This is a genomic window from Thermoflavimicrobium dichotomicum, assembly GCF_900114055.1.
GTDB classification, from domain to species: Bacteria; Bacillota; Bacilli; order Thermoactinomycetales; family Thermoactinomycetaceae; genus Thermoflavimicrobium; species Thermoflavimicrobium dichotomicum.
On record NZ_FORR01000002.1, the window covers coordinates 394,220 to 406,181 of the forward strand.

Here is an 11,962-nt window from a genome sequence, read left to right on the forward strand (position 1 = left end):
ACTTATTTGGCTTCACCGACAAAAATCTTTTCCACCCAATCAATCAGCTTATTAGGAGTACAGGCAAATGCTGGAATCCCCAGATTTGCTACTTCTTGTGCCAGTACACGATCATAAGATGCACGACCTTGATCATTAAGAGCAAGCAAACAGAGCGTTTTTACCTGATCCTCCCGCATCTTGGCAAGCCGGGCCAATAGTTCATTTTGATTGCCGCCTTCATACAAATCTGTAATTAAAATAAATATGGTTTTATCCGGTTGAGTAATCAGTCCCTGACAATATTGAACCGCCCGATTGATATCGGTTCCGCCTCCCAGTTGGATCCCAAACAAAATATCAATGGGATCGGTTAGGTACTCGGTCATATCTGCAATTTCCGTATCAAAAAAGACTAAATGGGTTTGAAACAGATTCAGCGATGCAAAAATGGACCCCATGATCGATGAGTAAACGACAGATGTTCCCATTGAACCGCTTTGATCCACACAGACAATCACATTCCAATCGTTTAACTTATTTTGTTGCTCATAAAAATAAATTTTTTCCGGGATAAATGTGTTAAGTTCTGGTTGATAGTTTTTGATATTATGGCGAACGGTCTTTGCAAAATCAATTTGTTTGGTTTTGATATAAGGCGTGCTTTCACGACTGACTGCCCCAATCACAGTCTGTGCCACTTTTTGTTCCAGTTTTTTTCTCAGATTGGCTACAGTATCCTGTATGACTAACCGGGCAGTCGCTTTGGTCTGATCTGGAATCAAATGCTTCAATTCAATCAAGGTAGCTGCCAGTTCCACATTTCGTTCCAGTTTTTCCAGTGTTTCAGGCTCTAGCAACAATTGACGCAATCCTTTTTTCTCAATCGCTTCTTTCTGCAAATAGGAGACCGTATCAGTAGGGAAATAGGTACGAATATCCTTCAGCCACTGAGCGACATAAGGAGACGAGGCTCCGGTGCCGCCCCGTCTTGATTGGTTCTCACCATATAAAAATTCCAATGACTGATCCATCCCTGCCCATGCGCCTTCCAATGGCTTCATATCCGCAAACAAAGGTTGTTGTTCTATCTCTTTACCTAAAATCAAGCGCCAACGCAACGGATCCTCACGATAATCCATATTCATTCTTCCACCTTTCTGCCATGGCCGCTAGAACCTGATCCAGATGTAAATGGCGATCCCGATTAAGCAAAGGGTTCACAAGCGACTGCGTTTTCTTTTGGTCCATATCCAAAACTTTTGCCAGTGTCTGGGTTAAATTACGCCCATCCATCGGAGATAATTGCGAAAATACTTGCCGTAACATCGGCAAAAGCCGGACAAACGTATCTTTATCCAAAGACACGACAAAGGTGTGGATCGCTTGAATCAATCCCTGCTTGCGAATAAAGTAGGCACGATTCAGGTGAAATAATCCCTGGATCAAATAAGTCATATGATCAGGTTGTTCAGATGTACGGAGCCAACTTTGCAAGGTAATTTCCAATTGCTCATCCGAAACTTGTCCCATCAGATACAGCAAGGAAAGCGAAAAACCCCGAATTAACGGATTGGCATCCTTTCTTTCAATGACCTTGTTTAGCGCATGGATGAAATGAGTACGTTCCACTCGCTTAGAATCGCCCAAGACATCATACAAGGTTTGAATGCCACGCAGAATTTCATGCGCTCCTTCCTGATCTACAACCGTGGCAGGCAACAGCGTCCAAATCGCCCGCAACATCAACTTTTCTAACAAACCTGTAAATAATTCGATATGTGACAGCTTTCGCGCTGTTCCATACTTCAACAGAGTTGCTACATGAAGCACACCTTGACTTAGTGCAGTAAAATTCCGATCTTCACTCGATAAGCTTTCGCAAATCCGCAAAGCTTGCGGAAATAAATGTTCCAATTGGGTAAGACCCATTTGGAGCAAGATCTCGGTCACTTCATCAATTTGCTTCACTGCTTCCAGCTTTTTCATCAGATATCTGGAACAGGCCTCTTCCAATGTACTGCCGTAAGCCGAGAATTCAATAAGCTGTGCATCCGTTGCAGGTGTCCAAACCACTTCCCAGCGCTCCCTGACAGCTGTCAGCAATTGATATGCTTTTACACTGGCATTCATTTGCAGTGTTCCAAATGGAATCCCCAATAATCGCAGACGGTGCAAAAAAACGGAGGTCATCTGTTCTGTTGGCTGTGTTAACTGTAATTGAACGGACTTAGGAATATCCTCCAGCGGAATACCCAACTGCTGAACATGGGAATAAAATTCCCGTTGAAGGGGTGTTTGTGCAATTCGACTTGGCAAGATACCTACGGATGAGCCAATCAGTGTCTCACGCCAACAAGACAGTAAACGATCTCGATAACCTTCTCCATAACATGAAACCGTTGCATCCATTACTTCTTTCAAGCCAGGAGCCCGTTTCCCGCGAATCAGCGCTAACGTATGGCCAAGCTTTCCGGCTTCAATGGCATGGCTCAGATTGGTTCCATATCCTTGACGCCGTAAATACTTTAATTGTTCAACCAAAACCTTTTTCACTACAAAACCGGTATCACCTTTTGCTTCCCATACGAGCTGATAAAATCGGGGTGCCTGATTACCCGCTCCATAGCCTGATTGCTCGCTTAATCGATGGTAACTATATGGAATTAAGGTTACTTCCGCCGGTACATCCACATTTGATGACAACTCATCTTCTGATGAAAATGATTGGATTCCCTGTTCCAAAGCATTCAAATGTGCAGCACCGCAAATGACAACAATGGGACGAGTCGGTTCTTCACGCACTGCCTTGACAATTTCTCGAACCATATACGCTTCTCTTTGGATCGTTACAGGTGACACTGCATCATCCTGTTCCTCCAGCTGACGAATCAAAGAACCATATGTACCAATTTCAGCAAAAAATTGATCAGCTGTTTTATGGAATCCCTCGATTTCAAACCGTGCCTCCCAAAACTCTTCAAAAGAGTCAAAACCCTGCTGTCTAGCCAGGGCTTGTGTATAGCGACTCGTTCCACTTTCCCAAAGTGGTTCACAATCTTCTGGGGAACACTCACGTGCCTTCATCATCCAAGCCGATGGTATATCCATAAATGAACAGGCAGCTCCTACTTCATTGCCTGTTTGAATGGCTACATATTCAGGGGAATACTCACAAAGCGGATAGTAGAGCATATGAGGTGACTCATCTGTTTGATATGCATAAATGGCGACAGGCAATCGCAAATCCTCTTCGAGCAAATAAGGAAGTAACGCATTGGCATCACTGGGCCCTTCGATAAGTACTCGGCTTGGCTGGACTTCACGAATTTTCTGTTGCACGTGAAAAGCACACACAGGAGAATGATGTCGAATCGGCAAAAAGATGATCTGACTCATAATTGCTCCTTACAGATTTGATAAAACTCTTGCCAAGGTTGTTCTTGTCGATCGCGAACCACTGTCTCTACATAATCTTTAATCACTTCCAAGTCAGCATCATTCTCTTTGGACACCGCTCCAAACATACTGCGAACCACTTCTTTCATGCCAACAATTCCTTCACCAAAGTAAGCAGAAAGCAAGGCACTATTGGACATCACAGAGATTAATTCAGCTGTGCTCAAAACAGTGGATGGCTTTTTGATTTGAATCTGGCGATCCAATGTTTTACCTCTTCGCAGTTCCTGAAACACCGTTGTCATCAATCGAATTAAATCTGGAGAAATCTCAGGTTCAATACCAAGTTGAGTAACGGCTTCTTTGGTACGCTCCTCAACGACTTTAATCTCTTGTTCCAGATCTGCCAAAACCGGGATGATCACAAAGTTAAACCGTCTTTTCAAAGCCGCACTCATTTCATTAACGCCCTTATCTGCTGTATTGGCTGTAGCAATGACATTGAATCCTTTTTCTGCATAAACCACTGTATTTAATTCCGGTATGGAAATCTGTTTTTCAGACAAGATCGAAATCATCACATCCTGTATCTGCGAATGGCATCGAGTCAGCTCTTCAAACCGAACCAACTGACCTTTTTTCATCCCTGCCATCATCGGGCTTTCCACCAGAGCTTCCGGGGTTGGCCCTTGAGCAATCAACATCGCATAATTCCATGTATATTTGATCTGGTCTTCATTCGTCCCTGCTGTCCCTTGAATAATCAATTGTGAAGTTCCCGAAATCGCCGCTGATAAATGTTCAGATAGCCAACTCTTCGCCGTTCCAGGTTCTCCAGCCAGCATCAAGCCACGATCCGAAGCAAGCGTGGCAATCGCTACCTGAATCAAGGTCCGATCTCCCCAGTATTTGGGACGGATCCTGATTTTTTCTCCATCTTCTGTCATAAATTCTTGATCCGAACCCAAAATGAACAACTCAACCATTCGTGGAGATAAAAGCCAACCTTGTGGCTTTGGATATGTATCAGCCAATTTCAATGCTTCCAATTCTTTTTGGCAACGTATTTCTGCAGGATAACGGATGGCCATAATCGCTCTCCTCTCATGTCTCCGAAAAATCGACTTTTTTATGTATATTATAACGGACAGAAACATATGTTCTCAATATAAAAATCCTCCAAAAAACAAGTTTTTCATTACCTACCTGTTTTTTGGCGTAACCTAAAGCAATATACGTTTGCGCTGATCCCCATAGTCCTCTTTGTTCGATGGACCAAATGTATTTTCAATACTGTTGCTTTAATCGCTGTTTTGCTTCAATTAGACAAACCAGGATGGGCAATTTCCTCCACATGCTGATTGCTGGACAACCTGATGGCCATCTTGTTATTATAGTAATAATTTTCTGTATATTATTCCGGTGTATTTCTTTTTTCCATTTTTAGTATAAAATGAGAGATATATTATTTATTTCATTTTATTACCATCCATCACTAACATCTTCTTTTCAATTTTTACCGACTTTTCACATTGCTTTTCGAATTTATAAGTGAAAATAGTGTAAAATATAAATTGTGTTGGTTATTTCCTTATATAGAATACCAAATCTATTTTTACTAGAAAGGAAATATAAATGGAGGAGTAACGAACAGGAGGCATTTTTATGAAAAAATACCATTATTCTTCTTATGGTAACAATGTAATCCCCTTCGATTCTCACCACTCGTCCACACCCATTTCAAACATATATCAAAGTAACGAAGCAACTAAATGGGGCTATATTTTGGAAGAACAAGCGAATGAGTATCACAAAGTAGAAAGTTTATTGCTAGATAAATATAAAAACAGCTTCAACAAAAAGAGATTAATTAAAATTTGGGAGAAAAACCGTACTCAAGTCAGTATTGCACCCTTGTTACCTTCCATTATCGAAAAAGTGATCTATCAAAATGTGTATGAAGATATCAAAGGATTAATCTTCACTTGTTATCATGAAGATTTCGACCTCCCTTATGTAGAAATCACTCTCCATAACTGGTTGCAACAACTGAATTCTGTCGCCAAGGAATTGGACAGAGAATGGGATGCGATTTATTGGCAAGAAATGATTGATTTCTTCAAACAGTGCAAGAAGTTCGACTTGCTGGATTTCGAGCAAACCATTCATACAACAAAAAATTACTAATCCAGTCATCATCATATTCATCATTCAAACACTTAACCAATCATCTTACACATATAGTAAATAAGAATCATTCCTTTCATTCTTTCTTCCATAGCGCATGTGCGAACATCCTCACCATCTTCGAGCCAATATATTTTTCATATAGATCCAACAGTGCCTCAAACTTTCATCACCCCTCTTTTTTGTTTGGCCTTTGCGAATAACCATATATTTTTTCTTCTTCAAGATTTTCCCAGAAATTTTCATACGGGAGACAGTCCAGCTCAATCATCAATCCATTCCGCCTTTATCCAATTACTTGAATTTTATCCTTGTTAAGATGGAAAATGAATGCAAAAGGTATGAATCCCCTTATCTCATGATCAACCAAATGAAGAAAGGTTGATCATTTTTTTACGAAAAAAACAACCAAGAAAAACGGACACGGACTATTGATACTAAGGATACTCACATAAAAAAACCACCAGAGCGGTCACCCTGCTGGCAAACAAAATGACAGCATAAAAAATAACCACTCCTCTCCAACGCTTACGAGGTTAGCTGACGGATTCGGGTCATATGAGAGCTAACCCTACCTGCAATGAATGCAGGATTCACCCCAAAAGTTTGGTTCCCCCGCTCCATGAAATGGATTCAGCGATTGAATGGTGCTGGACAAATGTTTAATTTGAGGATTAATCTAACTCGTTCTGATCCACTTGTCAATAAGAATTTCTTTAAAAAGAAAACCATTCCTCTAAAAAGAGGAATGGGAAAACGAGTATTATTTCGGCTTGGAGATCGTTTGCAAATACTCTTCTTGGAAATATTCAATCACTTTTTCCATCATCACTTTTCGTGTCAATATTCCTATAAATTTATTTTTCACATCAATGATCGGGATATATGACCGATTCACCAGCACTTCAAAAGCAAAGGAAAAGATGGAATTAGCCAAGATCCCACCGTGTGTTTGGTTCATTGCCTCGCGTACTTTGTGCTTTCGAAGCTGGGAAAAATCGATCTCACCACTTCGACTTTTTGTCAACAGAAAATCAAGAATGTCGGTTTTACTGATAATCCCTTCCACTTCATCTTCCTGGTTAATAACCGGAACAGAAGTCGTTCCCTTACGAGTTAAAACCAAGAGGGCACGCTCCAACGACCAATCGGGATCTACCACTACTACTTGTTCTTTGGGAATAATGAAAGGGGCAATTTCTTTAGAGAACAAATAACTTGTTCGGTTTTGGCCTTTCATACGCACAATCTCCCTACATGTTTTAAAATTATTTATAATCAAAAAATAATTTTAGACGGCATGGAAAGTATCAGAAAAATATGAGTTCCAGTAAACAAAAACATGTCATAGTCATCTTGATCAAACTTTTCGCTAGAAACTCTCTACTTGTAGTTTATCATAGGATTAACCTGAGAAAAATAGCCTAGACGCAAATGTTAAAATAAAAATAGAAAGTTATGTAATAATCCTTTTCATTCCTGATCTGCTATTTTGCGATGGTTTTTTCAAAAATAACCCATCCAACCCATGCCAAAAAAACTCCCCCCATATAACTGACACCCAGATATATAGCGGATATTTTCCAACTGTTATTTCGAATCATTTGTAAAGTTTCCCATTTAAATGTGGAGAACGTAGTAAAAGCTCCTAAAAAACCGATTCCCATCAAGTATTTTGTTATCACAGAAGGTGGAAGAGATAGAATCCCTCCCAAAAAAAAAGAACCACTTAGATTGACACATAACGTTCCCCATGGATAAGACGAAATTCTTTTGAACCAAACACTCACGCCATAGCGAAAAATGGCTCCCAGAAAACCCCCCAGTCCAATCAGCAATACAGAAAACATACGGATATCACCTCTCTCCGATCCTCCATCCACACCAGGCAAAAAATAAACCTCCGAGTGCGCTCAGCATAAAATATAAAATCGCCATCAGCCAAACATGTTGTTGAATGAGTTGAATCAATTCTACACTAAAGGTAGAAAAGGTCGTGAAAGACCCAATGAATCCTGTACTGATAGCTGTACGCATGGTTGGTGTAAAAAACCCATGCTTCACTGACCACATGGAAAACCAACTTAACAGAAAACAGCCTCCCCAATTAATCAACAAGGTGGATACAGGAAAAATTCCACCTACTTTCGGAATGATTTCTCCGATGCCATATCGCAACAAAGCACCGATGACCCCAGCGATTCCAATCCATATCACTCGCATCCTTTTATCACCCGTTCACTTGAAACAAAAAGATTGACAGATTGATTACAAAATGTAAAGTGTTTATTGATAATTTCTAAAGAATTTGTAGTCATGCACGAGCTTTGTTATAATATCAATTGTATTTGCACTCATTTTTAAAGAATAAAGAAAGGGATTTATAATGGATCAACAAAAAAAACAGTTAGTAGCGATGATTTTAGCTATTTTAAAAGATCTATATGACAAAATCTGCAAGCTTGAAGCCGTATTTGATTCCAATAGCATACATATTCTGTCTCGAAATATTGATCCAGTCCAACAACTGTTACAAATTCTGGAAATTCCAGAAGACAGCCATGATCACTTCTACAATTTGATGCAGCTCTATCTTGAAGAAGAAATGACTCTTCCAGAAATCCTGCTTGAATTTGAACGATATGCCGCAATGAATCAGTCAGCCTAGTATCAATAGGGGCTTCTTCCGTTAAGAGGATGTGCCCGAACATTTCTATAAACACTTCATTACAAAACAAAATTTCTCACAAGAGAGCCTGGCATCCTGAAACAATACGAATACCAGGCTCTTTTTCCTTATGTATCCGCATATCGTACTGATTCAGTTAAACGATTAAATGCTTTTTCCGGCTCTTTTTTTTGCAAGAGTTCGTCCGCTTCTTGAATTCCTGCCTCATCTTTTTCTATCACATAATCAAGCATTTCCTTAAATTTATGAACAGCTTGTTCCCAATCTCCTTCATCGCATAAAATAAATCCCATTGATGTATGGCATAACAAAGTCCTGGACTTCCCAATCCCAAGATTTTTTGATGGATTGACTGATTGACATAAAGAAGCCTCCAATTGCTTTATTCCCCGTCTCCAATAATCATGCCGCAGACCTCTGATTCATGTCAATCTTCCCCCATTTCCAGGAAAAATATGGTCACTCCTTCATATAAATAAATGATGGATCCAGGTTGACCACATTCATCCGAAATCAAACTGATAATTCCTTTGTGCTGTCCAACCGTTTGAATTTCTTGCTCTTTTGTACCTTTCCAATGATAGACGTTAAGCCATTCTCAAGGTAAGATGATAAGGTTATGATTTCCTACATTGTAGAAAGGAATGTAGTTATTTATGTGGTTTATTCTCGCTCTTCTCAGCTCTCTTACCTTTGGATTGGCCGGTTTCATGATGAAAGCAAGTTCTGCCAATCGAGGATCGACAGATCATCTACTATGGGGGCTTTATTTTTCGGGAAGTCTTGGCTTTTTGGGCTGGGTCATTTATACCCAGACATGGAACCTTCAATTCTTTGTTTTGCTGGCTGGCTTCATTATCGGGTTTGGATCAGCAGTAGGCAATTTGTTATTTATGAAGGCACTGGATCACGGACCAGCAAGCCTCACCTCACCTGTGGTCAATAGTAATGTGGTTCTAACGGTTGGACTTTCTATGCTTTTTTATGGTGAAACCATATCGCTAACCGAATGGATGGGTGTCATTTTACTGATCATCGCCGTCATTGTCTTGCCCATTGATCCCAATGAAGATTTACGCATACGCAATACCCGCTGGTATCTATTTGTTTTGACAGCTACTTTTCTCTTCTTCTTACGCAATGGAGGATTAAAAATCACCGAAGAAATGCACCTTTCCAATGCGATGATACTATTTGTCAGCTATTTATTTGGTTTCATTTGGTTCACCATAGAGATATTACGTAAAAAAAATAGAAATGTAAGCTTAAAAACCAAGCAAATTGGCCTTGTTTGGGGAATAGGTTCTGGGATCTTCTCTTTTGCCGGTATGCAAATTTATGCAATTGCTTTGGAAAAAGGTCCTGCTAGCCTTGTATCTCCAATTTTTTCGACCAATAGCCTGGTTGTGGCCATTTTATCCATCTGGGTTTACCGCGAACGCCTTTCCCTACTACAAACCATTTCACTCATCCTGTTAATTGTTGGTTTAATCTGTATCCGTTTATAGTCCCCAAGTAGAAACTCTTTTTGGCAGACATCCAATTCTCTTAAGACTGGGATGAATGCGTATGGACTGGTTAGAAGCCGCTATTCTTGGCATTATACAAGGGTTAAGCGAATTTTTGCCGATCAGTAGTACAGGTCACTTATATTTAGGGCGCCATTTATTTGGATTGGATGAAGCGGGACTCTTCCTGGACACCATGCTACACTTTGGCACCCTCATCGCTGTTCTGTCCGTATATCGGCAAGAAATAATTGAGCTCCTCAAAAAACCTTGGAATCGATTCAATTTACTCCTACTCGCAGGTACGATTCCTACTGTTTTGATCGGCCTCACATTCAAAGATTACTTTGAAATACTATCCAAAACAGGCGACAGTATTGGCTGGGAATTTTTGATGACAGGGATCCTGCTATGGGCAGCAGACCAAATCAAATCACAAGGATACAAAACCTTGGAACAAATCCGTTTTCGTGACGCTTTACTCATTGGCACATTTCAAGGATTGGCCATCATGCCTGCACTATCCCGCTCTGGACTCACCATCGCCGCAGCTCTTTTTTGTCGGATTGACAAGGCTACCGCTGCCTATTTTTCCTTTCTTCTTTCCATTCCCTCCATTACCGGCGCTGTACTTTTACAAAGCATAAAGATGACAACATCTGCTTCCGAAATGCTTCCACTCAGTTCCTTATTAGTCGGCACTCTTTTTTCAGCCATCTTTGGTTACATAGCTGTTAAATGGATGATTTCGATCTTGCAGAAAAGTTCACTGAAAGGATTTGCCATATATGTTTTGGGCTTGGGAACCCTGATCCTTATCATGCAGTGGAATGGCATATTTTGATATATAAAATGCAAAAAACCCCGATTCTGTACAGGATCGGGGTTTTTTAGCTTGTTGAATTGTAGGGCGGCCTTGACTGTTTTTCACATTTTTAGTAACATCGGCTTCTCCACTTGCTGTTCACTTTGGAGTGTTTTAGCTCTACGTGGACATGTTCTACAACAAAGCCCTTCGGCATTTACCTGGTAGTATAAACAACAGGTCTGGCGAACACGAATCAATTCCTCTTCTTCAATCAGATATACCTTTGACGTGTACCATTGAGCTAACGGATTTTCCGTTTCTCCAAATAAGAAAGGATCTGCTTGTAAAAGATATTGAAAATCCTTAAATGCTTGTAAACGCTTTTGCTGATCCAAGTCTTTCAGTTTCTTTTCATATAACCAAAAAATATAGACAGCAGCATTCTCCCATAAAATGGATGCCGAAATACCTGTTACTCGTACTAAAGCCCGCCATATCGTTGTGACATTTTCAGCAAACAGGTTATGTAATACTTGATCCCGCCATTTTTCCCTGCTTCCTCGCCATGAAGAGGTAGCCAGCCTTTCCAACCGTAACCGAGGCAACCAACGTCCCTGTTTGAAATCGGACTCAATCCAACTGTTTTCTGTATAAACAGGAAGCTGTTTGTCCCAAATACTCATCGCATATAAAGCTGGTAATATCGCCAGATAAACATACCTTTTCGCAAATTGGGAAGCAGTTACTTTTAGCGAAGGAGAACCCAGCAATGCAGAAAGTTGGGATAAAAATAAATGGCACTTCGCTTCGTCAAAAAGATCAGAAGTTCGAATCATTCCAGGTGAGTCAGTTGAAACTTCTTGTGTAAAACAAAAATGTTCCTGGAGAAATGCTATCTCTTCAGACCGAAGCACAACCTCACATCCCTTCTCATTCTTCATACCTGTGCTTCATCCATGATGTTGCTCTATTCTTGAACCATGATCCATCGTCTAATTCCATAACCAAATAAAAATATAACAAACAAGCGAGATAATGAAATTCATTATCAATTATAAAATAAAGAATAGAAAATTTCTATCCTTCTTTAACCAAAATGAAAATAATTTATCCTGCAAAATATCCCTTTTCCTCTTTTTTATGTAAAAATATGAGTAATGAAAATCCTCAAGTTCCTGGTTTCTTTAGCAAAAAAGCCCCCTCTACCTTTATAGTAGAAGGGGCTTACGTATTTCCTGAAAACTAAAGGCGAAACATGACACTCCTGATATGGTTCAAAGTGATATTCGGAAATAAACTCCGTAGAAAGGAGGTGATCCATCCCCACCTTCCGGTAGGGATACCTTGTTACGACTTCACCCCAATCATCTGCCCCACCTTCGGCGGCTGGCT

At 40.2% G+C, this 11,962-nt stretch carries 12 protein-coding genes, 1 rRNA gene and 1 riboswitch; of the genes, 4 read left to right on the top strand and 9 right to left on the bottom strand.

Annotation, left to right across the window (positions count from 1 at the left end; all coding sequences use genetic code 11):
• Positions 1–2: 2 nt before the first annotated feature.
• The 3 genes from BMZ78_RS04320 to BMZ78_RS04330 are packed head-to-tail and all read right to left on the bottom strand — an operon-like array spanning position 3 to position 4,469.
• Entirely contained in the window at positions 3–1,121 is a 1,119-nt protein-coding gene (locus tag BMZ78_RS04320) for a VWA domain-containing protein (RefSeq protein ID WP_175482283.1), read from the bottom strand.
• A complete protein-coding gene (locus BMZ78_RS04325; protein WP_093228262.1) occupies positions 1,108–3,378 on the bottom strand; it encodes a DUF5682 family protein in 2,271 nt (756 codons plus the stop codon). The genes BMZ78_RS04320 and BMZ78_RS04325 overlap by 14 nt, the downstream gene beginning before the upstream one ends.
• On the bottom strand, positions 3,375–4,469 hold the full coding sequence (locus BMZ78_RS04330; protein ID WP_093228264.1) for an ATP-binding protein: 1,095 nt from the start codon (positions 4,467–4,469) through the stop codon (positions 3,375–3,377). The genes BMZ78_RS04325 and BMZ78_RS04330 overlap by 4 nt, the downstream gene beginning before the upstream one ends.
• Positions 4,470–5,043: 574 nt before the next feature.
• Here BMZ78_RS04330 and BMZ78_RS04335 point away from each other — a divergent pair.
• Entirely contained in the window at positions 5,044–5,565 is a 522-nt protein-coding gene (locus BMZ78_RS04335; protein WP_093228265.1) for a hypothetical protein, read from the top strand.
• Between the two features lie 510 nt (positions 5,566–6,075).
• Positions 6,076–6,214: riboswitch (cyclic di-AMP (ydaO/yuaA leader) on the bottom strand.
• A 114-nt stretch (positions 6,215–6,328) separates the two neighbouring features.
• On the opposite strand, the gene BMZ78_RS04340 is transcribed toward BMZ78_RS04335, so the two are convergent.
• The 3 genes from BMZ78_RS04340 to crcB all read right to left on the bottom strand — a co-directional run bounded on the left by BMZ78_RS04340 (position 6,329) and on the right by crcB (position 7,788).
• Positions 6,329–6,805, bottom strand: coding sequence for a CBS domain-containing protein (locus BMZ78_RS04340; RefSeq protein ID WP_093228268.1), 477 nt, complete (start codon positions 6,803–6,805; stop codon positions 6,329–6,331).
• A 247-nt stretch (positions 6,806–7,052) separates the two neighbouring features.
• Positions 7,053–7,415, bottom strand: coding sequence for a fluoride efflux transporter FluC (locus BMZ78_RS04345; RefSeq protein WP_093228270.1), 363 nt, complete (start codon positions 7,413–7,415; stop codon positions 7,053–7,055).
• 7 nt (positions 7,416–7,422) lie between these two features.
• Positions 7,423–7,788 carry a fluoride efflux transporter CrcB gene (gene crcB, locus BMZ78_RS04350; protein WP_093228272.1) on the bottom strand — a complete coding sequence of 122 codons (366 nt, stop codon included), beginning with the start codon at positions 7,786–7,788 and terminating at the stop codon, positions 7,423–7,425.
• Positions 7,789–7,951: 163 nt separating this feature from the next.
• On the opposite strand from crcB, the gene BMZ78_RS04355 reads away from it, so the two are divergent.
• Positions 7,952–8,233, top strand: a complete 282-nt coding sequence (locus BMZ78_RS04355; protein WP_093228274.1) for a hypothetical protein — start codon at positions 7,952–7,954, stop codon at positions 8,231–8,233.
• A gap of 128 nt (positions 8,234–8,361) precedes the next feature.
• Here BMZ78_RS04355 and BMZ78_RS04360 read toward each other — a convergent pair whose 3' ends face one another.
• Entirely contained in the window at positions 8,362–8,565 is a 204-nt protein-coding gene (locus tag BMZ78_RS04360; protein ID WP_139203259.1) for a hypothetical protein, read from the bottom strand.
• 345 nt (positions 8,566–8,910) lie between these two features.
• Between BMZ78_RS04360 and BMZ78_RS04365 the strand changes: the two genes are divergently transcribed.
• Positions 8,911–9,762 carry a DMT family transporter gene (locus tag BMZ78_RS04365; RefSeq protein WP_093228278.1) on the top strand — a complete coding sequence of 284 codons (852 nt, stop codon included), beginning with the start codon at positions 8,911–8,913 and terminating at the stop codon, positions 9,760–9,762.
• Between the two features lie 61 nt (positions 9,763–9,823).
• The gene (locus BMZ78_RS04370) at positions 9,824–10,606 is read left to right on the top strand and encodes an undecaprenyl-diphosphate phosphatase (protein ID WP_093228280.1); all 783 of its coding nucleotides are present in this window, start codon (positions 9,824–9,826) and stop codon (positions 10,604–10,606) included.
• An 83-nt stretch (positions 10,607–10,689) separates the two neighbouring features.
• Here the strand turns inward: BMZ78_RS04370 and fhuF are convergent, their stop codons facing one another.
• On the bottom strand, positions 10,690–11,511 hold the full coding sequence (gene fhuF / locus BMZ78_RS04375) for a siderophore-iron reductase FhuF (RefSeq protein ID WP_093228282.1): 822 nt from the start codon (positions 11,509–11,511) through the stop codon (positions 10,690–10,692).
• 364 nt (positions 11,512–11,875) lie between these two features.
• A 16S ribosomal RNA gene (locus tag BMZ78_RS04380) occupies positions 11,876–11,962 on the bottom strand; the annotation flags it as partial.